The sequence below is a fragment of the Streptomyces sp. A01 genome (genome assembly GCF_059026195.1).
Window position 1 is genome coordinate 33,097 of sequence record NZ_JBWLKN010000016.1, and the last position, 24,095, is coordinate 57,191.

At 72.2% G+C, this 24,095-nt stretch carries 19 protein-coding genes and 1 pseudogene; 13 read left to right on the plus strand and 7 right to left on the minus strand.

Annotated elements, in window-relative coordinates:
• Positions 1–144 precede the first annotated feature (144 nt).
• From AC5P1B_RS21950 to AC5P1B_RS21960, 3 genes are all read right to left on the minus strand, one after another.
• On the minus strand, positions 145–1,500 hold the full coding sequence (locus tag AC5P1B_RS21950) for an MFS transporter (RefSeq protein WP_493889049.1): 1,356 nt from the start codon (positions 1,498–1,500) through the stop codon (positions 145–147).
• A 73-nt stretch (positions 1,501–1,573) separates the two neighbouring features.
• Positions 1,574–2,383 carry a hypothetical protein gene (locus tag AC5P1B_RS21955; protein WP_493889050.1) on the minus strand — a complete coding sequence of 270 codons (810 nt, stop codon included), beginning with the start codon at positions 2,381–2,383 and terminating at the stop codon, positions 1,574–1,576.
• A gap of 176 nt (positions 2,384–2,559) precedes the next feature.
• Complete coding sequence (locus AC5P1B_RS21960) at positions 2,560–2,754, minus strand: DUF5708 family protein (protein ID WP_493889051.1); 195 nt, start codon at positions 2,752–2,754, stop codon at positions 2,560–2,562.
• Positions 2,755–3,125: 371 nt separating this feature from the next.
• On the opposite strand from AC5P1B_RS21960, the gene AC5P1B_RS21965 reads away from it, so the two are divergent.
• The 6 genes from AC5P1B_RS21965 to AC5P1B_RS21990 all read left to right on the plus strand — a co-directional run bounded on the left by AC5P1B_RS21965 (position 3,126) and on the right by AC5P1B_RS21990 (position 8,591).
• The gene (locus AC5P1B_RS21965; protein WP_493889052.1) at positions 3,126–4,244 is read left to right on the plus strand and encodes a sialidase family protein; all 1,119 of its coding nucleotides are present in this window, start codon (positions 3,126–3,128) and stop codon (positions 4,242–4,244) included.
• On the plus strand, positions 4,241–5,590 hold the full coding sequence (locus AC5P1B_RS21970; protein WP_493889053.1) for an ABC transporter substrate-binding protein: 1,350 nt from the start codon (positions 4,241–4,243) through the stop codon (positions 5,588–5,590). The genes AC5P1B_RS21965 and AC5P1B_RS21970 overlap by 4 nt, the downstream gene beginning before the upstream one ends.
• Before the next feature lie 72 nt (positions 5,591–5,662).
• Positions 5,663–6,586: a carbohydrate ABC transporter permease gene (locus AC5P1B_RS21975; protein WP_493889054.1), complete on the plus strand. Its 924-nt coding sequence runs from the start codon at positions 5,663–5,665 to the stop codon at positions 6,584–6,586.
• On the plus strand, positions 6,583–7,431 hold the full coding sequence (locus tag AC5P1B_RS21980; RefSeq protein WP_493889055.1) for a carbohydrate ABC transporter permease: 849 nt from the start codon (positions 6,583–6,585) through the stop codon (positions 7,429–7,431). Before AC5P1B_RS21975 ends, AC5P1B_RS21980 begins: the two co-directional genes overlap by 4 nt.
• Before the next feature lie 57 nt (positions 7,432–7,488).
• Positions 7,489–8,229 carry an NADPH-dependent F420 reductase gene (gene npdG / locus AC5P1B_RS21985; RefSeq protein ID WP_493889056.1) on the plus strand — a complete coding sequence of 247 codons (741 nt, stop codon included), beginning with the start codon at positions 7,489–7,491 and terminating at the stop codon, positions 8,227–8,229.
• A gap of 140 nt (positions 8,230–8,369) precedes the next feature.
• Positions 8,370–8,591, plus strand: coding sequence for a hypothetical protein (locus tag AC5P1B_RS21990; protein ID WP_493889058.1), 222 nt, complete (start codon positions 8,370–8,372; stop codon positions 8,589–8,591).
• Here AC5P1B_RS21990 and AC5P1B_RS21995 read toward each other — a convergent pair.
• Positions 8,578–9,384 carry a site-2 protease family protein gene (locus tag AC5P1B_RS21995; RefSeq protein WP_493889060.1) on the minus strand — a complete coding sequence of 269 codons (807 nt, stop codon included), beginning with the start codon at positions 9,382–9,384 and terminating at the stop codon, positions 8,578–8,580. The two genes, AC5P1B_RS21990 and AC5P1B_RS21995, sit on opposite strands and share 14 nt — an antisense overlap.
• A gap of 142 nt (positions 9,385–9,526) precedes the next feature.
• Between AC5P1B_RS21995 and AC5P1B_RS22000 the strand changes: the two genes are divergently transcribed.
• Both AC5P1B_RS22000 and AC5P1B_RS22005 read left to right on the plus strand, forming a co-directional pair.
• Positions 9,527–9,961 carry a DUF6578 domain-containing protein gene (locus AC5P1B_RS22000; RefSeq protein WP_493889061.1) on the plus strand — a complete coding sequence of 145 codons (435 nt, stop codon included), beginning with the start codon at positions 9,527–9,529 and terminating at the stop codon, positions 9,959–9,961.
• A gap of 26 nt (positions 9,962–9,987) precedes the next feature.
• Positions 9,988–14,424: pseudogene (locus AC5P1B_RS22005) on the plus strand (AfsR/SARP family transcriptional regulator).
• A gap of 145 nt (positions 14,425–14,569) precedes the next feature.
• On the opposite strand, the gene AC5P1B_RS22010 reads toward AC5P1B_RS22005, so the two are convergent.
• The 3 genes from AC5P1B_RS22010 to panB all read right to left on the minus strand — a co-directional run bounded on the left by AC5P1B_RS22010 (position 14,570) and on the right by panB (position 17,510).
• The gene (locus AC5P1B_RS22010; RefSeq protein ID WP_493889063.1) at positions 14,570–15,436 is read right to left on the minus strand and encodes an ABC transporter permease; all 867 of its coding nucleotides are present in this window, start codon (positions 15,434–15,436) and stop codon (positions 14,570–14,572) included.
• Positions 15,433–16,467 (minus strand): ATP-binding cassette domain-containing protein, encoded by a 1,035-nt coding sequence (locus AC5P1B_RS22015; protein ID WP_493889064.1) that lies wholly within the window; start codon positions 16,465–16,467, stop codon positions 15,433–15,435. Before AC5P1B_RS22015 ends, AC5P1B_RS22010 begins: the two co-directional genes overlap by 4 nt.
• Before the next feature lie 134 nt (positions 16,468–16,601).
• Complete coding sequence (gene panB / locus AC5P1B_RS22020) at positions 16,602–17,510, minus strand: 3-methyl-2-oxobutanoate hydroxymethyltransferase (protein WP_493889065.1); 909 nt, start codon at positions 17,508–17,510, stop codon at positions 16,602–16,604.
• A gap of 233 nt (positions 17,511–17,743) precedes the next feature.
• On the opposite strand from panB, the gene AC5P1B_RS22025 reads away from it, so the two are divergent.
• The 5 genes from AC5P1B_RS22025 (at position 17,744) to AC5P1B_RS22045 (ending at position 24,071) form a co-directional block, all read left to right on the plus strand.
• Positions 17,744–19,369 carry an MFS transporter gene (locus AC5P1B_RS22025; RefSeq protein WP_493889066.1) on the plus strand — a complete coding sequence of 542 codons (1,626 nt, stop codon included), beginning with the start codon at positions 17,744–17,746 and terminating at the stop codon, positions 19,367–19,369.
• On the plus strand, positions 19,369–20,106 hold the full coding sequence (locus AC5P1B_RS22030; RefSeq protein ID WP_493889067.1) for a TetR/AcrR family transcriptional regulator: 738 nt from the start codon (positions 19,369–19,371) through the stop codon (positions 20,104–20,106). Before AC5P1B_RS22025 ends, AC5P1B_RS22030 begins: the two co-directional genes overlap by 1 nt.
• A gap of 360 nt (positions 20,107–20,466) precedes the next feature.
• Positions 20,467–21,489, plus strand: a complete 1,023-nt coding sequence (locus tag AC5P1B_RS22035) for an endonuclease/exonuclease/phosphatase family protein (protein ID WP_493889068.1) — start codon at positions 20,467–20,469, stop codon at positions 21,487–21,489.
• Between the two features lie 342 nt (positions 21,490–21,831).
• Positions 21,832–23,052: an MFS transporter gene (locus AC5P1B_RS22040; protein ID WP_493889069.1), complete on the plus strand. Its 1,221-nt coding sequence runs from the start codon at positions 21,832–21,834 to the stop codon at positions 23,050–23,052.
• A gap of 185 nt (positions 23,053–23,237) precedes the next feature.
• Positions 23,238–24,071 carry a class I SAM-dependent methyltransferase gene (locus AC5P1B_RS22045; protein WP_493889070.1) on the plus strand — a complete coding sequence of 278 codons (834 nt, stop codon included), beginning with the start codon at positions 23,238–23,240 and terminating at the stop codon, positions 24,069–24,071.
• Positions 24,072–24,095 lie beyond the last annotated feature (24 nt).

Here is a 24,095-nt window from a genome sequence, read left to right on the forward strand (position 1 = left end):
CGGCGAGCGGTTGCGGGGAATGGACCGATGGGGGCACGCGTCACCCATATGACCCATATGGCCGGTCCCCGGACGAGTGGCCGTGCCGCCGTCCTCCGGCCTCGGCGGCTCCGCCCGCCCGTCACCTTCAGGTCCCCCGCGAGGTCAGCTCGCCTGGCCCGCCCGTGCCTCGCGTCTGGCCCGCATGTCACGCGCGTTGGCGTCGGTCCTGGCGTCGTACGCCATGAGCTTGGGCAGCGCGATGGCCAGCAGCCCCACCGACGCGACGCAGGCCAGGCCGCCCGACCACACCGAGGCGCGGACGCTGGTCATCCCCGCCATCGTTCCCGCCCGTACCTGTCCCAGCTGCGGCCCCGTCGCGTACGACAGGAGCTCTATGCCCGCCAGCCGTCCCCGCAGCTCGTCGGGGATGGTCTGGTTCCACAGCGTGGAGCGGAACAGCCCGCTGACCATGTCGGCGCCCCCGGCGACCGCCAGGCACAGCAGTACCAGCCAGATGTTCGGCAGCCACCCGGCCGCCGCCATCGCCAGCCCCCACAGCGCCGCGCCGAGGACCACCATCCGGCCGTGCCGGTGGACGCGCGATGTCCAGCCGCTGGTCGCGCTGACGACGATCGACCCGACCGAGCCCGCCGCGTACATCAGGCCCAGCGCCCACGGCGCGTCCAGGTCGTCGGCGAGGAAGGGGAAGATCGCGTTCGGGAAGGCGAAGAACATCGCGGCCATGTCCACCGCGTACGTCCCCAGCAGCTCCTTGCGCCGCCACGCGTAGCGCGCGCCCTCCATGATGGCGGCCAGCGAAGGGCGCTCGGCGTCATGGGCGGCCGGGGCCGGGGTCAGCCCCAGCGCCAGCAGCACGGAGGCGGCGAAGGTCAGCAGGTCGAGCCCGTAGGCGACGGGGAGCCCGGCGTACGCGACGATGACGCCCGCCAGCGAGGGGCCGGCGATGGCCGACAGCTGCCAGCGCATCGAGTTCAGCGCGGCGGCCGCCGTGAGCTGGTCGTGCGGCACGATGCGGGCCACCACCGCGTCGATGGCGGGCCGCTGCAACCCGGTCAGCGCGCTGGTCAGCGCGGCGACCACGTACAGCGGCCACAGCAGGGGATCGGGCAGCATGCTGTTGATCAGCAGCAGGGCGGCCAGCACGCCCAGGCCGAGCTCCGTCAGGAGGATCAGCTTGCGGCGGTCCACGGCGTCGGCGAGGGCCCCGCCGTACAGCCCGAACACGATCAGCGGCACCAGTTCCACCGCGCCGATCGCACCGACGGCGAACGCCGACCCTGTCAGCTCCTTGATCTGCAGCGGCAGCGCCACGAGCGTCAGGAAGCTGCCGAAGGAGGTCACAAGCCCGGCGACCCACAGCCGCCGGAAGTCGGGTGAGGAGTGCCAGGGGGAGAGGTCGGGCAGGAAGGCCCGCGCACCGCGCCCTTTCGCGGGTGCGGCCCCGGGGGAGTGGGGCGCCTCGGGTTCTCCCGCAGCGGGGGGTTCTCGGTCGGTCACAAAAAGTCATCGTCGGTCGCCCGTCGGAGGGGAGCAACCGAATATCGTGCGGGCCCGGTCGCCTTCCGCCCGGTCACCAGCGTGGAGGCGGTGGCGCCGTGAGGTCTTCGGCCAGCCTGGCCAGTCGGTCCCTGAACGTGCGGCGGCCGCGCCGCGCGGGCTCGCTGTTCTCCCCGGCCGCCGCGCTGACCAGATGCTGGACGATATCGAGGCCCGGACCCGGGTCGGCACCGAGGCCGGAGGGCGGGGGGACGGCGAGCCCCTGGTCCGCCGCCGGGTTCACAGCCCGGCCCGGCTCCGCCGCCCCGGCGCCTGGGGGCGCGGCGAGCATGTCGTGCGCGAGGGCGCGCAGCTCCGTGTTCGTGCCCTCGGGGGCGCCGTCGAGGGCGAACACCGCCACCCCGCCACGGCGCGCGTCGTGCACCCGCTCCAGCAGCCCTTCCCCCGGCCGGCCGGGGGCGACGACCAGCAGCGTCTCGCCGCGCCGCGCCGCCGCCAGCCTGCCGAGCCCCACCGACAGATGCGGCGGAGGCCGACGGGGCGCCCGCGCCCCGTCCGCCGCCCCGGGAGGGCCGCTGTCCGCCCCGTGCCCGGCCGCCCCGTGCCCGGCCGCTCCCTGCCCGGTCGCTCCGTCCCCGGCCGTGCCGGGCAGCCGGTGGCGCAGCAGCGTGGGGGACAGCTCGGGCAGCGCCGACCAGGCCGCCTCGTCGTCCAGGTGCGCCGCCAGGTGCCAGGGCTCGTACTCCTCCGTCCCCACCAGCAGCAGTCCGCCGCCGTGCGGTGTCACCGACGCGCGCAGCGACTGCGCGAAGCTGCGGGTGGTCCGCGACCACTCGGTTCCGGCGAGCACTTCGCGGAGCAGCGCGACCCTGACGGCGTCCATGGGCGGCATCCTGCCGTGGCCCCGCGCCGGATGGGGGCGAGTCCGGAGCGGCTCACCCAAGTGGGCTCCGAGGGCGGGCTCTGCCCGTACACACCTGGCCGCCCTTCGGGAGGGCTTCTCCGGGCGGGCGCGTGGGCGCGCCTGGGCGGGCCGGGGTGCCCGCCCCGCGGGCGCGCTCACCGCCGCTGGCGCCCCGCCACCACCAGATAAGTGCCGAAGAGTATCTGCACCGCACCGAAGCACATCATCACCGAGCCGATCTTCGTCAGCGTGAAGACGGAGATGTCCACGTCCCCCGCGAACAGCCACAAGCCGAGTCCGACCACTGCGGTCGCGGTTCCTTCGAGGTACTGCTTCCGGGCTGCCGCCACTGCGACCGTCCTTTCCGTGGGGGGTGCGCCGCGTCCGTCGCGTCGGCGCCGTGAGCCACCCGTCCCGGGCTCTGGCCACGCGGCCGCCCACGTGGGTTGTGAGGGGGTGGCGAGGCGCCCGGGGCCGGAGTGGGTCTCGGCCGTCGCACTGTTCACGGTAGGCGCGCCACGGGCCCGATTCCTCGCCCCGTGGCAGGAGACCGGCGGCCTGCCGACTGCATCGTTCGACGGAGTCCCCGGGGCCGCGTCGCCAACTGTTCATGTGCCGTGTCTTGACGCTCTGTTAGGTGATCCCTATGGTCACCGCACACAAGGGACGTCCTACGTCCTGTCGTTGGCGCTCGATTGCAATGGGGCATCGGGAGGGTCTGATGGCAAGTGGCATGGCGGCGTACGAGGTGTCCGTTCCCTTCCGGGCGGGCACCGGCGGATACGCCAGTTACCGGATTCCGGCGGTGGTCGTCACCGAGAACGGCACGGTGCTCGCCTTCGCCGAGGGGCGGGTGGGCTCGTCCTCCGACGCGGGCGATATCGACCTGGTCCTCAGACGTTCGGCCGACGGCGGGCGGACCTGGGGGCCGCTGCGGGTCGTCGGGCAGAACGGCTCCGGCACGGCGGGCAACCCGGCCCCCGTGGTCACCGACAGCGGCCGCGTCCTCCTCGTCCACGTACGGAACGCCGCCACCGCCACCGAGGACCGCATCCGGCGCGGCCTGGTTCCCGCCGTCGAAGGACGGCGGGTGTGGGTGCAGCACAGCGACGACGACGGCGCGGCCTGGTCCCCGCCGCGTGAGATCACCAAGAGCGCCAAGCGCCCTGAGTGGCGCTGGTACGCCACGACCCCCGGGCACGCGATCCAGCTGCGGCACGGCCCGCACGCCGGGCGGATCGTGGTCCCGGCCAACCACTCGCTGCCGCCGACCGGGTCCGACAACGGCACCGAGGGCGCGTACAACGGCGGCCACGACCTGCTCAGCGACGACGGCGGGCGGACCTGGCGGATCGGCTACGTGGACGACAACCCGAATGGTTACGTCAACGTCAACGAGACGACCGCCGCCGAACTCCCCGACGGCCGGATCTACTTCAACACCCGCAACGACGCCACCTCGCCCGGCAACCGTGCCGACGCCTACTCGGCCGATGGCGGCGCTTCCCTGGTCAAGCCTTTCCGCCCGCAGGCCGGTCTCGTGACGCCCGTCGTCGAGTGCAGCGTGCTGTGTCTGGAGGCCGGGGCGTCAGGGGACGGGGAGGCCCTGCTCTTCTCCGGTCCCGCCGATCCGGCTTTCCGCGCCCTGATGACGGTCCGGGCCAGCCGCGACGGCGGGGTCACCTGGCGCCTCGCGCACACCGTGAACGGGCTGCCCGCCGCGTACTCCGATCTCGTCCGGCTGGACGACGACACCGTCGGGCTGCTCTACGAGACCGGCGACTTCAGCGCCTACTCGACCATCACCTTCCGGCGCGTTCCCGTAGAGGAGCTGACATGACCCCGTACGGACCCGACCGACGCACCCTCTTGGGCACGGCGGCCGCAGCGGCGGCCGGGTTCGCCCTGGCGGGCTGCGGCAGCGACGATGACGACGACGGCGGCGAGGCCAACGAGCGCGAGAAGGGCCAGAAGATCACCCTGAACTTCTGGTCCTGGGTGCCCGGCATCGAGAAGCCCGTCGCGCTGTGGAACAGCGAGAACCCCGAAGTGCGGATCAACCTGGAGAAGGTCTCGGCCGTCAACGGCGCGCAGTACGCCAAGATGCACGCCGCGATCAAGGCGGGCGACGCCCCCGACCTCGGCCAGATCGAGTACTCGGTGGTGCCCAGCTTCCTTCTGGACAACGGCCTCGCCGACCTGTCGAAGTACGACGCCGACCGGTACAAGACCAAGTTCACCGGCTGGCAGTGGCAGCAGTCCGTCTTCGGGAAGTCGGTGTACGCCGTCCCGCAGGACTCCGGTCCGATGGGGCTGTTCCTGCGGCAGGACCTGTTCGGCGAGTGGGACATCGAGACGCCGCGGACCTGGGACGAGTACGCGGAGGCCGCCGAGGTGATCCGTAAGAAGGGCGCCTGGATCGAGACGTTCTCCACGACGAACGGCAACCGCTTCGCCGGTCTGGCCTGGCAGGCGGGCGCGCGCTGGTTCGGCACCAGCGGTGACACCTGGACCGTCGCCATCGACGACGGCCCGTCGCTGAAGGTCGCCGACTACTGGGGCAGGCTGGTCGACGAGAAGCTGATCAAGACCATCCCGGACCGGCAGAACGCCTGGTACAAGGACATCCAGACCGGGGACATGGCCGCCTGGCTCGGCGCGAGCTGGGGCGACGCGCTGCTGGTCGGCAACGCGCCCAAGACGTCGGGCAAGTGGCGGGTCGCACCGCTGCCGCAGTGGAAGAAGGGCGAGAACGCGCACGCCAACTGGGGCGGTTCCACCACCGCCGTGTTCAGGGACACCAAGTACCCCAAGGACGCCCTCGCCTTCGCGGTCTGGCTCAACTCCGACCCCGAGGCCATAAAGCTCCTGATCAAGGGCGGCTATGGCTTCCCGAGTGCGAAGACCGGCTACTCCACGGCCGACCTGGAGGGCCGCAAGGAGTTCTTCGGCGGCCAGCACTACAGCGAGGTGTTCAGCGCGGCGGGCAAGGCCGTGGACACCAGCTGGAAGTGGGGTCCCGCCGTGGACACCCTCTACCAGCGGCTCGGCGACGCGTTCACGGAGGCCGTCTCCTCCGGGGACTCCTTCCGCTCGGTGCTGAAGAAGGTGCAGGGCCAGACCATCAGCGACCTCAAGGACAAGGGGCTCAAGGCGGAGCCGGGCCCGGGTTCCGCCAGCGGGTGACGCGGGCCGCCGGGCGGGTGGCCGCCCACCGACCCCAGCCGGACCCGCCAGGCGAGAGGAGCACACCGAACCGTGAAGCGCTACACCCGGACCGAGGCACGCAACGCGCGTGCGGCCGCCGTCTTCCTGCTGCCGTTCCTCGCGCTGTTCCTGCTCTGCTTCATCGCGCCCATCGGCTACGCCGTCTACGAGAGCCTGCTGAAGGTCGAACGGACCGGGCCGCTCGGCCTCGGCGGTGAGACGCGTGAGGTCTGGGCGGGCTTCGCCAACTACACACACGCGCTGGAGGACGACCGCTTCCTGGCGGGCTTCGGCCGCGTGCTGCTGTTCGGGGCCGTGCAGATCCCGGTGATGATCGTGTTCGCCACGGCGCTCGCCCTGCTGCTTGAGGCGGCGTCCGCCCGCTGGGTCGGCTTCTTCAGGACCGCGTTCTTCCTGCCGTACGGCATTCCCGGCGTCATCGCCTCCATCTTGTGGGGCTTCCTCTACGTACCCGGCATCAGCCCGCTGGTGGAGATGGCCGACTCCGTCGGCTGGAACATCGACTTCCTGTCCAGGGACGCCGTCCTGTGGTCCATCGCCAACATCGTCACCTGGCAGTTCACCGGCTACAACATGCTCGTGCTGATCGCCCAGCTCAAGGCGATCCCCGAGGAGCTGTACGAGGCCGCGCGGATCGACGGGGCGACCGCCTGGCAGGTCGCGCGGCACGTGAAGCTGCCGCTGATCCGGCCCGCGCTCGTGCTCACCACCGTCTTCAGCATCATCGGCACCCTCCAGCTGTTCGCCGAACCCATGGTCCTGCGGCCCCTCGGCACCTCCATCGACTCCGGCTACACCCCCAACCTGCACGCCTACAACGAGGCGTTCACCAGCAACAACCAGCACATCGCCGCCGCGGAGGCCGTCCTCCTCGCGCTCGTCGCCTGCGTGCTGTCCTTCGGATTCCTCAGACTCGTCGGCCGGGGCGCCCGGGACGGGAGGGACGGCAAGTGAGCCAGCGACCGCCGCTGCGGCACCGTGTCATCACCCTCTCCCTGCTCTGCGTCGCCGCCCTCTACTTCCTGGTCCCCGTCTACTGGCTCGCCGTCTCCGCGACCAAGAACACCGGGGACCTCTTCGGCACCTTCGGCTTCTGGTTCGCCGACCCGGACCCCATCGGCCACCTGGGCGATGTGCTCACGTACGACGACGGCATCTACGTCACCTGGCTGCTGAACAGCCTGCTGTACGCGGGCGTCGGCGCCCTGCTGGCGACCCTGCTGTCGGCGGCGGCCGGATACGCGCTGGCCAAGTTCCCCTTCCCGGGGCGGGAGTCGATCTTCAACGTGATCCTCGCCGGGGTGCTGATCCCGGGCACGGCCCTGGCCCTGCCGCTCTATCTGCTCTTCAGCGAGCTCGGCCTGTCCAACACCTACTGGGCCGTGCTGATCCCCAGCGTCGTCAGCCCCTTCGGCGTCTACCTCTGCCGGATCTACGCGGCGGCCGCCGTGCCCGACTCCCTGCTGGAGGCCGCCCGCATCGACGGGGCGAGCGAGGCACGCGTCTTCGGGACGCTCGGGCTGCGGCTGATGAGCCCCGCCCTCGTCACCGTGTTCCTGTTCCAGTTCGTCCACATCTGGAATAACTTCTTCCTGCCTCTGGTGATGCTCAACGACTCCGACCTCTACCCGATCCAGCTGGGGCTGGTCGGCTGGCAGGGGTACGCCGACCGGGCGCCGGAGCTGTACCAGTACACCGTCGGCGGCGCCTTCCTGTCCGTCGTCCCGCTGATGATCCTGATGGGCGTACTCCAGCGGTACTGGCGCACCGGCCTCGCCGAAGGCAGCGTCAAAGCGTGAGCCGCGCCACTGCCGCCCGGCACAGTGCGGCCACGTGAGGGCTGGCAGGATCGCCGCATGACTACTTCTGACGATGCGAGCAAGGCCACGACACCGGCCGTGGCACCGGCTGCGGCGAAGGCTCCTGCCAAGGACCCGTGGGAGCTGCCCGACGTGTCCGGCCTGGTGGTCGGCGTCCTCGGCGGCACCGGCGACCAGGGGCGCGGCCTCGCCTACCGGCTGGCCAAGGCGGGCCAGCGCGTGATCATCGGCTCGCGCGCCGCCGAACGCGCGCGGACCGCCGCCGACGAGCTCGGCCTGGGCGTCGAGGGCGCCGACAACAGCGAGTGCGCGCGGCGCAGCGACATCGTGATCATCGCCGTGCCGTGGGACGGCCACGCCAAGACGCTGGAAGCGCTGCGCGAGGAGCTGGCGGGCAAGCTCGTCATCGACTGCGTCAACCCGCTCGGCTTCGACAAGAAGGGCGCCTACGCGCTCAAGCCGGAGGAGGGCAGCGCCGCCGAGCAGGCCGCCGCCCTGCTGCCCGAATCGCGGGTCACCGCCGCCTTCCACCACCTCTCCGCCGTGCTGCTCCAGGACCTGGAGATCGACGAGATCGACACCGACGTGCTCGTACTCGGCGAGCAGCGCGCCGACACCGATCTCGTCCAGGCGCTCGCCGGGCGCATCCCCGGCATGCGCGGCGTCTTCGCCGGGCGGCTGCGCAACGCCCACCAGGTGGAGTCGCTGGTCGCCAACCTGATCTCGGTCAACCGCCGCTACAAGGCCCACGCGGGGCTGCGGGTCACCGACGTCTAGACGCCGCGGGTCACCGACGTATAAACCCGGGGCCGCGGCTGCCGGGGGATGCCCGGGGATGCCCGGGGATGCTGCCGGGCGCGGCCGGACGTGGGGGACAATGGCGGGGACGTACACCCGCTGAACAGGAGCCGACCCCCATGTCCGCCTCGCCCAAGCCCGACCCCGCCCGGCGACTCGCCATCTTCGCGCTCGTCGTGTGCGCCCTCGCCGTCGCCGCGGCCGTCGTGTCCTTCGCGAACGGCAGCTGGCTCGGCGTCGTGTGGATCATGCTCGCCGGGCTCACCAGCAATCTGGCCTGGTTCTCCTTCCGGAAGACCAAGCTGGAGCGGGACGCCGCGCGCGGGCTCAGCCAGAGCTGACGACGCCGAAGGGGAACTCCGGCTCGCCCTGCCAGAAGCGGAAGTACTCAAGCCCGAAGTGCGTCTCGAACTCGGAGACGTCGAGCGCCCGCAGGATCGCGTCCACCGCGTCGAAGAACACGTGGTTGACCTCGGGAACCCACAGCAGGCCGAACACGGCGAGCAGCCCGAACGGCGCGAACGGCTCCACTTGGCGCCGCGTCTCGTGGGACAGCCACGGCTCGATCATCCCGTAGCCGTCGAGCCCCGGCACGGGCAGCGAGTTCAAGATCGCAGCGGTCACCTGGAGCAGGGCGAGGAAGGCCAGCGCGCAGCGGAACGCCAGCGGCGCGTCGTCCAGCAGCCCGAGCCAGAACGGCGCGGTGAGCACCACGGCGAACAGCACGTTCGTCAGCGGGCCCGCCGCCGAGATCAGGCTGTGCTTCCAGCGGCCCTGGATGCGGTGCCGCTCGATGAACACCGCGCCGCCCGGCAGACCGATCCCGCCCATGATCACGAACAGCAGTGGCAGCACGACGCTCAGCAACGCATGCGTGTACTTCAGCGGGTTGAGGGTCAGATAGCCCTTCGCCCCGATCGTCAGGTCCCCGCTGTGGAGCGCCGCACGCGCGTGCGCGTACTCGTGCAGGCACAAGGAGACGACCCAGCCGGACACGACGAACAGGAACACCGCGAAGCCCGTGCTCCCCGCCGCGTCCGCCCACACCGCCCACCCGGACCCGCCCATGATCACGACCAGCCCCAGGAAGACGGGGCTGATCCGCCGGTCACGGCTGGTGGCTGCGGTGGTCATCGCGAGAGGGCTCCAGACGTACGAGGACGAGGCAGGACGGCTCGCTCCACTGGTGACGTTAGCGGCGCGGCGGCGGCCCAGGCACGGCACACGCATGGAAAACGGGGCGCGAGCGGCGAACAGTTCCAGGCAGAGTGGGGGCATGGCGACGCGGACGGTGTTCTACGCGGACTGGGAGATGGAGTGCTGCGGCACCCCGTTCTCCGTCGGCGACGAGGTCGAGTGGTCCGGGGGCCTCGCCGAACTGCCCGAGGCGGCACTGGCCGACTGGGCCGACCTCAGCACGGATGGCGGCCGCATGGTGTCCGTGTCGAACCACGGCATGGCGGCTGGACCGGCGCGGACGGTCACCGCGCGGGTACGGGCCATCCACGTGGTGGTCCGGGGCTGGCTGGCTGACCGACCGGGGTCCCGTACGTACGAGCCGGTGCCCGGGGAGCTGTGGACCCGGCAGGTGCCGAAGTGCCCGAAGTGGTTCGCGCAAGAGATCCACGGCACACGCGCGTCGCGCGCGGGCCGCGACTACCGGCGCTCCGAAACCGGCGTGCTCGTCGAACTGGAGACGCAGGACCCGTGAATCACCGCAGGTGGCCGTCAACGACAATGGGCGCTGTGCGGTACAGCATCCTCGGCACGACGCAGGCACAGCGCGACGACGGAACTGTCGTCGCGCTCGGCGGCGCGCGCCTGCGCGCGCTGCTCGCCGCACTCGCGCTGCGCCCCGGCCGCGCGCGCACCGTCGACGCGCTGATCGCCGACATATGGGACGAAGGGCCGGCCGTCGCGGGCGACGGCGTCACCGTCCCGAGGGATGCCAACGGCGCGCTCCAGGCCCTGATAGGGCGGCTGCGGCGGGCGATAGGCCACGCGGCGGTCGTCTCGGCCGCCGGCGGCTATCTGCTGGAGGCCGACCCCGAGTCCGTCGACCTGCACCGTTTCGAACGCCTCGCCGGGGACGGGGCGCGGGCCCTCGACACGGGCGATCCGGACAAGGCGGCCGCCCTGCTCGATGGCGCCCTCGCCCTGTGGCGGGGCCCCGCACTGGCCGATCTCCCCAGCCGTACGGCCGTGGCGGCGCGCGCCGAGGCCAGACGGCTGGACGTGCGCCGCGACCGGGCCAGGGCCGACCTCGCCCTGGGCCGCGCGGCTCAGGCCCTCCCCGCGCTCACCGAGCTGTGCGGCGCCCACCCGCTGGACGAGTCCCTGCACGCGCTGCGCATCCGGGCGCTGCGGGACACCGGCCGCACGGCGGAGGCACTGGACGGCTACGAGCGGCTGCGCGTCGAACTCGCCGAACGCCTCGGCGTCGACCCGGGCCCCGAACTGCGCGCCCTGCACGCCCAGCTGCTGACCCCCGCCCCGCTCCCCGACTCGCCCGAGCCCCCGGCGGACCCCCGCGCCCCGGCTCCGCGTACGGCACAGGACAGGCGGCACTCGCCGGTCCTTGGCCGCTCCCCGGGCCTGGGTGTGCCGACGGGCGGGCGGCGCGCCCACGGCCCCGCCGGGTCCCCGGCCACGCACCCCGCCACCGGCGCGAGCCCGGCGCCGGGACGGGCTGCTTCGGCGCCCCCGGCCTCCGGCGAGGGCCCGGCCTCCGGTGACGGCCTGAGTCGCGGCGAGACCCTGGCGCCCGGCGAGGGCCCGGCGTCCAGTGACGGCGTGGGGTCCGGCGAGGGCCCGGCGCCTGTCAAGGACCCAGCCCTCGGTGAGGTTCTGGCGCCCGGTGAGGGCTCGGCGCCGGGCCAGGACCTGGCGCCCAGTGGGGGCTCGGCGCCCGGCTGGGGCCTGTCGCGCGCCGGGATACCGGCTACCGGCGAGGGCCCAGCGCCGGGAGCATCCGCTGTCACATCCCCGGCCAGCGGTGAGCGCCCAGTCTCTGGTGAGAGCCTGACCTCCGGACAGAACTCGGCGTACAGTGCCGGGCTGGCGTCCAGTGCCGGGCTGGCGCCCGGTGCGGGCCCGGCGCCCGGCGAGGGCTCGGCGACGAGCGATGGCCCGGGGTCCGGCACCGGTGCGTCCCCGGGCTCTCCGCGTCAGCCGGACGCCAACCAGGGGCGGAGCGCGGACTCCGCTCACTCGTCCGGGAACCTGCGGACACCGCTGACCAGCTTCGTCGGCCGCGAGCGCGACCTGCACACACTGCGCACCGACCTCTCCGCCCACCGCCTGGTCACCCTGCTCGGCCCCGGCGGCTCGGGGAAGACGCGGCTGTCGCAGGTCGCCGCCGCAGCCATGGCCGGGGCGTGGCCTGACGGCGTCTGGCTCGCGGAACTCGCGCCCGTCGACGACCCGGAGACCGTCGCCGAAGCGGTCCTCACCACGCTGGGCGCGCGCGAGACGGTCATCAGGGGCACCGCGGCCGAGGGGCTGCGCGCGGCGGCCGACCGCACCGCCCTGGACCCGATGGCCCGGCTCACCGAGCACTGCGGGCCGCGCCGCATGCTGCTCGTCCTCGACAACTGCGAGCACGTCATCGACGCGGCGGCCCGGCTCGCCGAGTCGCTGCTGACGCGCTGCCCCGGCGTCACCGTCCTCGCCACCAGCAGGGAGCCTCTCGCCGTCCCCGGGGAACTGGTGCGCCCCGTAGAGCCGTTGCCGGAGCCGGTCGCGCTGCGCCTGTTCGCCGACCGGGGAGCTTCGGCCAGGCCGGGGTTCCGCACGGCGGAGGACCCGGAAGCCTGCGCCGAGATCTGCCGCCGTCTCGACGGCCTGCCACTCGCCATCGAACTCGCCGCCGCCCGCCTGCGGGTCCTCTCCCCTCGGCAGCTGGCCGACCGGCTTGACGACCGCTTCCGGCTGCTGACCACCGGCAGCCGGACCGTGCTGCCCCGGCAGCAGACCCTGCGGGCCGTCGTGGACTGGTCCTGGGATCTGCTGGACGAGCGGGAACGGGCCGTGCTGCGCCGCCTGTCGGTCTTCGCGGGCGGCTGCGACCTGGCGTCCGCCGAGGCGGTCTGCGCCGATGCGCCGGGCGGCGCTGTCGATCCCCGTGATGTCGCCGCGCTGCTCGGCTCGCTGGTCGACAAGTCCCTGGTCGTCGCGGCGCCGACCGAGGTCGCCGTGAGCGCCGTGTGCGCCGCGGGCTTCGTCCCCGGCCCGCAGCGGCCCGTGGACCGGGGGAACGCCGCTCCGGTCACGCCCAGCGCGAGCGGCAGTGGGGCGGCCTCTGGCAGCGGCCGCGGCAGCGATGCCCGCTCGGGCCAAGGACCGGACCGCTCCGCGTACGCGCCGCGCACCGACGGGGCGCCCACCGGCGGGACGCGGAACGCCTTCGGCACGCGCGGAGCCGTCGGCGCGACGGCCTGGCAAGCCGCCGGGACAGCCGCGGCCACCGGGACAGCCGCGGCCACCGGCTTCGGGCCGGCCGCCGGCGCGGGCAGTGTGAACGGCGCGGGCAGTGTGAACGCGGCGGGCGGCGGAGCCCTGGCGGCGGCCGCTCTCGCGGACGCGCCCCGCGTGCCCGGCTCCGGCTCCCTCGACGGAATGCGCTACCGGCTGCTGGAGACCGTCGCCGAATACGCCGCTGAGCGGCTGGACGAGGCGGGGGAGCGGGAGGCCGTGGAGCGCGGGCATCTCGTCGCCTACCGTGAACTGGCCCGCACCGCCGACCCGTTGCTGCGTGGCCCCGCGCAGGGCGACTGGCTGTGGCGGCTTGAGCTGGAGCACGAGAATATGCGCACCGCGCTGCGCCGCGCCGTCGCCGCCGGGGACGAACACGAAGCGCTGTGCCTGGTGCTCTCGCTGAGCTGGTTCTGGCACTTGCGGGACCACCGCGGTGACCTGCTCACCTGGACGGCGGCAGCGGCGGACCTCGGCCCCAACCCCTTTCTGCCGCCCGTCGAGCCCGCTCCGCCGCTCTCCGCCCGGCCCACCGACACGCCGCCGCCGATGCCGCCCGACATGCTGGGCGAGGCACGGCGCGGTGTGCGGCTGCTCGGGTTGGCCAGCCTGGAGGGTGATCTCCAGCAGATCCAAGGGCCGCAGACGCAGGCGGTGCTGCGCGGCATCGTTGCCGCCTACCGGCCGGGAATGCCGCAGACCTGCCGGCTGCCGGGCGCCATGTGGTTCTACGCGGTGCTGGTCACCGGCGAGTACCAGCGGCTCAGAGAGGTCGTCGAGATCGCCGTCAGCACGTGCAGGGAGATGGGCTACGAGTGGGAGCTGGCCTTCACGCTGCAGATGCGCGCGAAGGTGATCGCCGACCGGACCGGTGACTCCCACGAGGTGGATCAGGCCATCGGCGAGAGCCTGGAGATCTTCGCCCGGCTCGGCGACGCGTGGGGCGCCGCTGAGGCGCTGTCCGGCCGGGGCGAGGCACGGGAGGCGCGCGGCGAGTACGCGGCGGCGGCCGAGGACTACCGCGAGGCGATCGGCTACGCGGAGCAGCTGGGCGCGGTGTCGCAGGTGTGGCTGCTCCAGGCCCGGTTGGCGGGCGTCACGATGGAGTCCGCGGGCACGCCCGAGGAGGCGGAGGCGGCCGCGCGCGTGCTCGTCGGCATCCTCGATGAGGGGCGGCGTGCGAGCGCCGAGGCGGCGTCGTACGCGCGACTGCAACTCGCCGTCTGGTGCGGCTCGCAGGGCCGTTACGCCGAGGCGCGCGCCCACCTCGAAGAGCAGCTGGCGGAGTTCGCGACGCGCACGCTGGAGCTGTTCGAGGGGCTGGTGGAGGGGCTGCTCGGCTGGCTGGACACGCTGGAGGACCGGCCCGCCGACGCGCTGGTCCGGCTGCACTCCGCGCTCAGCAAGACGCGGTCCCCGGTCGCCTGGATGGTCGCACCGCAGGTGCCGGTCGCCCAGCTCGTGACCGCCGCCCGAGCGCTGGCCGACCTGGGCGGGACGGACAACGCGCGCGTCGCCGCGCGGCTGGTCGGGGCGCATGACGCGCTGCTGCCGCCCGCCTTGCTCCCCACCCGGGTCCAGCGAGCCGTGCGCGAGGCGGCCGAGAGCAGCACGCGCCGCGTGCTGGCGGAGGCGGTCTACGAGCGGGAATACGCCGAGGGCCGCGGCCTCTCCCTCGCGGAGGCCGCAGCTCTCGTCTGACGCGACGCTGACGCTGAACTCAAGCGAACTGAACGCGCGTGCCCCGGACTCATCCGGCACTGGGCGCCGTTGGCGAGGGGCGCGCCGGGCACGGCCGTCGTGGTCGCCTGCGGAACGCGGGGTGCTGACCGGCCGTGCCATGGCGTCACGTCTTCGTACGGAACTTGCGGACGGCCAGCGGCGCGGTCACCACCGTGATGCCCACGGACCAGGCCAGGGTGATCAGCGCCGGATGCGCCACCGCGCCTTCGCCGTTCATCAGGGCACGGGCGGCGTCCGCGAGGTTGGACAGCGGGTTGTAATCGGTGAAGCTCTGCAGCCAGCCCGGCATCGTCATCGTCGGGGCGAAGATCGAGGAACCGAACTGCAACGGCATGATCGCGAGGAAGCCGACCCCCTGCACCGCCTGCGGGGTCTTCATCGACAGCCCCAGCAGCATGAAGATCCAGGTGAGCGAGGCACCGAAGAGCAGCGCCAGGCCCACGGCCGCGATCAGCTCCAGCGGCCCGGTCTTGAGGTCGAAGCCGATGATGAAGGCCACCGACAGCAGGATGAGGGACGAGACCAGCATCCGGCCGGTCTCCACGATCAGCTTGGCGATCAGCACCGAGGAGCGGGCTATCGGCATCGTGCGGAAGCGGTCCATCACTCCCTTGTTGAAGTCGTCGTTGACCCCGGTGCCGACCGACATCGCGATGTTCAGACCGCCCATCGCCATCAGGCCGGGGACGACGTAGTTCACGTAGACGTCGCGGTCGCCGCCGAGGCTGCCGCCGACGGCGCCGCCGAAGACGTACACGAACAGCAGGGTGAAGATGATCGGCATCAGCAGGGCGTCGAACATCGACTCCGGGTCCTGCTTGATCTGGAGTGCGTTGCGCCGCACGAGCGCGCCGATGTGGCGCAGATTGGCCCGCAGGCCGATCCGCCCCTCGGACGGGACCACCTTGTCGACCGGGCGGGGGACGTCGTCCCGCTTCTGGTCGGGGGTGGTGATGGTTGCCGCGCTCATGCCGCGACCTCCTCAAGCTGGTTGTCGTCGCCCTGCTCGGTGTCGGAGGTCTTGCGGCCGGTGATGGCCAGGAACACCTCGTCCAGGCTGGGCAGGTGGGTGTCGATACTGGAGATGGCGAAGCCACGCTCGCTGAGCAGGCCGATCAGGGCCGTCAGCTGCTCGTCGCTGACGATCGGCACGTTGACCAGGCCCTCGGTCACGTCGGCTGTCGCGCCCGCGACACCTTCGAGACCGGCCTGGGCCACGGCGCCGACCATCCGGTGGAGCTCGCCGGGGTCCGACGGGCGGATCTGCAGCGTGCGCCCGCCGACCTTCGCCTTCAGCTCGGCGACCTGGCCGCCGGCTATGACCTTGCCGCGGTCGATGACCGTCAGCTCGTCGGCGAGCTGCTCGGCCTCCTCCATGTACTGCGTGGTGAGCAGCACGGTCGCCCCGTCGGCGACCATCCTGCGGACCTCGGCCCACACCTCGTTACGGGTGCGGGGGTCGAGACCTGTGGTCGGCTCGTCCAGATACAGCACCTGCGGGCTGCCGATCATGGACGCGGCGAGGTCGAGGCGGCGGCGCATGCCGCCCGAGTACTGCGCGGCGGGGCGCTTGGCGGCCTCGGTCAGCGAGAACCGCTCCAGCATGCCGTCCGCGCGCTGGCGCGCGGCCGACCGCGACAGGTCGAGCAGCCGCCCGATCATGTAGAGGTTCTCCCAGCCGGACAGCTTCTCGTCCACCGAGGCGTACTGGCCGGTCAGGCCGATCGCGCGGCGCAGCTGCCGGGGTTCGCGCAGGACGTCGTAGCCCGCGACCCGGGCGCTGCCCGCGTCCGGCTGGATCAGCGTGGACAGGACCCGGACGAGCGTGGTCTTGCCCGCTCCGTTGGGTCCGAGGACACCGAGGACGGTGCCTTCTTTCACATCGAGGTCGACTCCGTCGAGAGCCTTGGTCGTGCCGTAGTGCTTGACCAGCCCCCGAACCTCGACCGCGTTGCCGCGGCCGGGACTTGCTTGGTGTGGTGAGTTCTGCGAACGCGTCATGCCGTAACGGTCTCAGAGACCACTGACAATCGACCGACAAGCCACCGACAGAACGGGTACGGCCCGCCGACGCGGTGTTGTCGGCGGACCGTTCACGTGTTACACGGGGCGGCTGCGGGCCCGCCCCGGCCGGGTCAGTGGAAGGAGTGCTCCTCCGCCGGGTACGCCCCGCCGACCACGTCCTCGGCGAAGGCGCGTGCCGCGTCCCCGAGGGTCTCGCGCAGCCGCGCGTACTGCTTGACGAAGCGCGGCATCCGCCCGGGCGTCAGCCCCGCCATGTCGGTCCACACCAGCACCTGGGCGTCGCAGTCGGGGCCCGCGCCGATGCCGACGGTCGGGATGTGCAGCGAGCGGGTGACCTCGGCGGCCAGCTCGGCCGGGACCACTTCGAGTACGACGGCGAAGGCGCCCGCGTCCTGGGTGGCCTTGGCGTCCCGCAGCAGTTGCTGGGCGGCTTCCTCTCCGCGACCCTGGACCGGATAGCCGCCGAAGGCGTTGACCGACTGCGGGGTGAGGCCGATGTGCGCCATGACCGGGATGCCGGACCGTACGAGCAGGTCGATCTGGTCGGCGGACCGTTCGCCGCCCTCCAGCTTCACCGCGTGCACGCCCGCCTCCTTGACCAGGCGGGTGGCGCTGCGCAGGGCCTGTACCGGGCCTTCCTGGTACGAGCCGAAGGGCAGGTCGCCGACGATCAGGGCGCGCTTCGTGCCGCGCACCACGGCGGCGGAGAGGAGGGTGATCTCGTCCATCGTGACGGGCACGGTGGTCTCGTAGCCGAGGTGGCAGTTGCCCATCGAGTCGCCGACGAGCATGACGGGGATGCCCGACTCGTCGAAGACGGAGGCGGTCATCGCGTCGTAGGCGGTGAGCATGGGCCACTTCTCGCCGCGCTCCTTGGCGGCGGCGATGTCACGGACAGTGATCCGCCGGGAACTCTTTCCTCCGTACAGCGCCTTGCTGCTGTCGGACTGCTTCCCGGTGTGCGTCGACTGCCCGGATTCGCCGGTCTGTGTGGCCTGTTTTGAGGCATGCGTCGTCATGACATGGCTCCGATTTCGTCATCTCAAGGCGCCCTTACGGCGTCCCTGGACCACCACCCATGCTGGCACGCCCCGCGCCGGATGCGGAAGGGCCGCCGGGGCGTCGTACATCCCACACTCGCTCCACGATCTGGGCGGTCCCGGCGCCGCGCGGGTCAGGTGATGACCTTGCCTTCGTAAAAACTTTCCAATACGAGACCGTCTCGTATCGTAAAGGACTTAGCGTGATCGGCATGGCAAACCCTCCCGACGCGGCCACGGCCCGCACCGTTCCCGAGGCGATCCACCGCAGGCGGTGGGCGATCCTCGTCGTCCTGATGCTGAGCGTGTTGATCGTGGTGCTCGACAACTCGATCCTCAACGTCGCCATGAAGACCATCTCGTCACCGGAGCCCACCGGCCTGGGCGCCACCCAGAGCGAGCTGGAATGGGCGATCAACTCCTACACCCTCGTCTTCGCCGGACTGCTGTTCAGCGCCGGGCTCCTCGGCGACCGGATCGGCCGCAAGAAGGTCCTGCTCGCCGGCACAGTGGTGTTCGGCATCGGCTCGGTGCTGGCCGCCATGGCCGGATCGCCCGGCGAACTGATCACCTACCGGGCCGTCATGGGACTCGGCGGCGCGCTGGTGATGCCCGCCACCCTCGCCATCCTGATGAACGTCTTCGAGCGCGATGAGCAGCCCAAGGCGATCGGCATATGGGTCGCCGCCGTCGGTCTCGCCATCGCCATCGGCCCCATCACCGGCGGCATCCTGCTCGATCACTTCTGGTGGGGCTCGGTCTTCCTCATCAACGTCCCCGTCGTCATCATCGGCCTGATCGCCATGGTGCTGCTCATCCCCGACTCCCGTGACCCCGCACCGGACCGTCTCGACCCGATCGGCGTGCTGCTGTCGGTCATCGGCCTGGTCCTGCTCGTCTACGGCATCATCAAGGGCGGCCAGCTCGCCGACTTCACCGACCCCGAGGTGCTGGCCACGGTCGGTGGCGGCCTCGCCGTGCTCGCGGTCTTCGTCTGGCACGAGAAGCGCAGCGACCACCCGTCCATGGACGTCAGCTACTTCCGCGAACCCGCCTTCTCGGCCGCCATCGCCGCCATCGCGCTGGTCTTCTTCGCGCTGATGGGTGTCACGTTCTTCATCGTCTTCTACACCCAGAGCGTGCGCGGCTACACCCCGCTCCAGTCCGGCCTGCTGTTGCTGCCGCTGGCCGCCGCCCAACTGATCTTCGCGCCGCGTGCCCGCCTCGTCGTGGACCGCTTCGGAGCCCGCGTCGTGTGCGCCGGCGGCATGGTCGTGGTGGCGGTGACGCTGTCGGGCTTCCTGCTGCTGGGGGCCGACACCCCGATCTGGGTGCTTGAGGTGCTGTTCTTCTTCCAGGGCGCCGGGATGGCGCACATCATGCCGCCCGTCACCGTGGCGATCATGCAGGCGCTGCCGCGCGACAAGGCGGGCGCCGGATCGGCACTCAACAACACCTTCCGGCAGGTCGGCGGCGCTCTCGGGGTGGCCGTGCTGGGCTCGCTGCTGTCGACCACGTACCGTAACGGGATCGACGACGAACTCGCGGCCGTTCCGGGCTTGTCCGACGCCCAGCGTCACACCGCGGGCGAGTCCATCGAAGCCACGCTCGGCGCGGCCGAACGCATGGGCACGCACGGCAAGGCACTCGTCGGGCCTGCCCACGAGGCGTTCGTCCACGCCATGCACGTCACCGCCATCAGCGCCGCGGGCGTCGCGCTGCTCGGCGCGGCCGTGGTCGCCTTCTTCCTGCCCGGCAAGGGGAAGACGGTGGCCAAGCCGACCGCGACGCGCGGTGACACGGACCGCGAGAAGACCACGCAGGAGGCACACCGGTGATGTCCACGCCACCCGACGCGGGCCAGGCATCCGACAGGGAGAAGCCCCCCACGGGGGCGGCGACCCTGCCGTACGGCGAGCTGCCCGCGCCGGGTGGCGGCAAGCCCTCGGCGGCGCGTCGTCCCCACCCGGCGGCGGCGCCGCCCCCCTCGGGCGAGCGGCGCGGGCGTCCGCGCAGCGCCGCCGTGGACAGCGCGATCATCGAGACCGTGCTGCGGCTGCTGGAGGAGGGCGCCACGGTCGGCGAGCTGTCCATGGAGCGCATCGCCCGCGAGGCGGGCGTCGGCAAGGCCACCGTCTACCGGCGCTGGCCGGGCAAGCCCGCGCTGATGCTCGACGTCATGCGCGCGCTCGACGTGCAGACCCCGGAGCCCGCCGGTGAATCGGTGCGCGACGACCTGGTGCTGATGCTGGAGTTCCTGCGGCGGCGCGGCCTGGCCAAGCGGCACTCAGCGCTTCTGCGCACCGTCCTCGCCCAGGTCAAGGCGCACCCCGAACTCTGGAACGAATACCACGAGACGGTGGTGGAGGCCCGGCGCGACGCCATGCGCGCGGTGCTGCGGCGCGGTGTCGCACGGGGCGAGATCCGCGCGGACGAGGACATCGACCTCATCAGCGAGCTGTTCGTCGGCCCCATGCTGTCCCGGGTGCTGCTCCACGAGTGGATGGAACTGCCCGAAGGGCTCGCCGAACGCATCGTCGACATGGTGCTCGATGGAGTGCGCCCCCGCGCGTAACGCGGCCGGGCGGCGCCCCGGCTCCCCCTCGCAGGAGTCGCAGGAGTCGCAGGGTCACAGGAGTCGCAGGAGCGAACGCGGGTCCGGTGGGCCACGGGCCCCGCGCGGCGGCGCGCTCGGACAGCGGGCGGAATGGGCAGGGGTCTTTCGGCCATGGACGGTTCGTAGCCGCCGTGCCACTTGTACGCCGGTTTGTGCCCGTTCTGTCACAGCCGCCGCCCGCGTCACATGATCAGGAACCCAGCCCCGTCCATCAGTCGTCCTCCTGTCTGAGACGCTCGCCCGGAGCGTCGGGAAAAGCCTTGATCATCACCTATCGTCATGGTTGGTGACAGGGCCGGGAGCTAGTGAGGACGACGCATGGCGCAGGCGTACACGGAAGAGACCGGCCACGACCGGGACGACCCCGGGCGGACCGGCTCCCGGGTTCAGCGCCTCGTCAACGGCTGGCGGGACGGCGGCATCTGGCGCCGCGGGCTGGTCCTCGCGGGATGCGCGGTGTTCGTGGCGCTGCTGATGATCTTGCACGCGCAGCTTCCCAACACCGTGGGCAACCTCGGCAGTCTGCTGGAGACCTTCCTGCCGTGGGTGGGCATGGTCTGCATTCCGGTGATCTTCGTACTCGCCCTGGTACGCCGGTCGGCGACGGCGCTGATCGCGCTGCTCTTGCCTGCGATCGTATGGCTGAATCTGTTCGGTGGTCTGCTGACGGACAAGTCCGGCTCCGGCGGCGATCTGACGGTGGTGACCCACAACGTCAACGCGGACAACGCCGATCCCGCCGGGACGGCGAAGGACGTCGCCGACTCGGGCGCTCAGGTCGTGGCCCTGGAGGAGCTGACGGGCGACGCGCTGCCGACGTACGAGCGGGAGTTGAAGTCGGCCTACCCGTATCACGCGGTCAAGGGCACGGTCGGGCTGTGGAGCAAGTACCCGCTGTCGGGCGCGGAGACCGTCGACATCAAGATGGGCTGGAGCCGCGCCCTGCGGGCCACCGTCGCCGCGCCGAAGGGTGATGTCGCCGTCTACGTCGCTCACCTGCCCTCCGTTCGCGTGAAGTTCAACGCGGGCTTCACCGCGGGCCAGCGCGACGACAGCGCCGAAGCGCTCGGGGAGGCCATCGCCGACGAACGGCTCGACAGGGTGCTGCTGCTCGGCGACCTGAACGGCACGATGAACGACCGTGCGCTGGCCCCGGTGACCAGCCAGCTCCGCTCCGCCCAGGGCGCGGCGGGCGACGGCTTCGGCTTCAGCTGGCCCGCGTCGTTCCCGATGGCCCGCATCGACCAGATCATGGTGCGCGGCGTGGACCCGGTCTCGGCGTGGACCCTGCCGGACACCGGCAGCGACCACCTCCCGGTGGCGGCCTCAGTCAACCTGTGACCGCCCGCCGCCGCCCGAGACCGGTGCGAGCGCGCCGCGGGCGGCCGCAGGCGGTGTCCGGCGCGGCGGGACAGCGGTGGCGGGCGGCGCGGCGGGACAGCGCCCTCGGGGTGGTGGCGGGCGGCGATGCGCTGCCACGAGGACTCCGTGGCGACGGTGGTCGGCGGCCCGGCTGGGGGCGCTCCGCAATGCGGCCCGGCGCGAAGGTGTCATACGTCTCTTGCGTGCCGTCCATCTGCCGGAACAATGCCCGTGCGAGACTTTGTTCCGTAAGAGAACTTATGCAATGCCGTGCGTCCGGAGAACCTCTCCGCTCCCGCTCCCAGCCCGGAAAGGTCCCCCATGCCCCTCGCCCTGCTCGCTCTGGCGATCTCGGCCTTCGGCATCGGAACGACAGAATTCGTGATGATGGGCCTGCTGCCCAATGTCGCCGATGACCTGCACACTTCCGTCCCCACCGCCGGATATCTCGTCTCCGCCTACGCCATCGGCGTCGTCATCGGCGCCCCGCTGCTGACCGCCCTCGGCTCCCGCATCCCGCGCAGGCGGATGCTCGTCCTGCTCATGGGCCTTTTCACGGTCGGCAACCTCGCCTCGGCGCTCGCCCCGACCTTCGGCCTGCTGATCGCGGGCCGGGTGCTCGCCGGGCTGCCGCACGGGGCGTTCTTCGGCGTCGGCGCTGTCGTCGCCGCGCGGCTGGTCACCGAGGGACGGCAGGCCCGCGCGGTCGCCACCATGTTCCTCGGCCTCACCGTCGCCAACATCGTCGGCGTCCCGGCCGCCACCCTCCTCGGCCAGCACCTCGGCTGGCGCGCCACGTTCCTCGTGGTCGCCGCCATCGGCATCGTCGCGATGGCCGCGCTCGCCGCCCTCGTGCCGCGGCTCCCGCGCGAACAGCACGGCGGCCTGCGCCAGGAGATCCGCGCCATGGGCGACCGCCAGGTCCTGCTCGGCCTGCTCACCGCCGTCTTCGGCTTCGCCGGTGTCTTCGCCGTCTACAGCTACCTCGCCTCGATGATGACCGAGGTCACCGGGTTCTCGGACACGTCGGTCACCCTCGTCCTCGCCCTGTTCGGCATCGGCATGACCCTCGGTGCGCTGGCCGCCGGGCCGCTGACCGACCGCGCGCTCCGGCCCACCCTCTACGGGGCGCTCGGCGCCCTGGCCGTCGTCCTGCTGCTCTTCGACTACACCGTGCACGTGAAGTGGGCCGCCCTCGTGACGGTCGTGGTGCTCGGCGCCGTCGGCTTCATGACGACCACCCCGCTCCAGATGCTCGTCATGAACAAGGCCAAGCACGCCCCCACCCTCGCCTCCGCCTCCAACCACTCCGCCTTCAACCTCGCCAACGCGGGCGGCGCCTGGCTCGGCGGCGTGGCCATCGCGGCGGGCTGGGGCTGGACCTCACCCACCCTGGTGGGCGCGGTGCTCGCCGTGATCGGCCTGGCCCTCGCCCTGACGGCGGGCGCGCTCGACCGGCGCCGACCGGACACGCGGGACACGCCGTCCCGAGTCGTCGCCTCCGGAGAGCGGACAGCGCTGGAACGGGAACACGTGTCCTGAGCCCGGCGGCCTGCCGCGCTGGCGACGGCGCCCGCGAGGCCCTCGCACCGTTCCCCGCCCATCGCCTCCTCCTTGTTGCCGGGCCTGTTGCCGGAACAGCAACAAGGTTTGTCGTGCGGACTCGTCCGGGTCCATGTTCGGGTACGGACGGACGCGAGCGAGGAACGACGACGGGAGTACGGGCGATGGACGACTTCGACTGGGCCGCGATGGCCGACATGCTGGAGACCGAGGGCGAGACGCACAGCCCCTACGTGCGACAGGCCCTGGAAGAGCTGGCACACCTGGCCCCCCGGAGGGTCCTGGACATCGGCAGCGGCCCGGGCGTCGCGGCTTGTCGCTTCGCGGCGACGTTCCCGCAGGCGGAGGTCACCGCCGTGGACGGGGCACCGGAGCTGCTGGCCCGCGCCGAGCAGCGCGCCAAGCGGCTCGGCGTCCGGCTGTGGACCCAGGTGGCCGAGTTCCCGGAAGGGCTCGACGGCCTCGGCCGGGCGGACCTGGTGTGGTCAGGCCAGGTCATCCATCACGTAGGCGACCAGCAGGACGCGTTGAACCGGCTGGCCGGACTGGTCGAACCCGGCGGCGTCCTGGCCATCGTCGAGGGCGGACTGCCGCCCCGCTGGCTGCCGCGCGACCTGGGCTTCGGGAAGCCCGGACTCCACGCCCGGCTGGACGTGGCGATGTCGGACCGGTTCAGCCAGATGCGGGCCGAACTGCCAGGGTCGGTCGCGGTGGTCGAGGACTGGCCCGGCATGCTGCGGGCCGCGGGGCTCACCGAGGTGCGGAACAAGACCTTCCTCGTGGACCACCCGGCGCCGCTGGCCGACCAGCCCCGGCAGGCGGTACGGCAGTCGCTGGAGCGGTACCGGAACATGCTCGACCAGAAACTGGACGCCGAGGACCTGGAGACGCTGGACCGGCTGCTCGACCCGACCGACCCGGCGGGCGTCGACCGGCGCGCGGACCTGTTCTTCCTGACCGCGAAGACCGTGCACTTCGGCCGCCGGCCCGAGCGCTGACGCGTCTGCGTACGCACGCGCCTG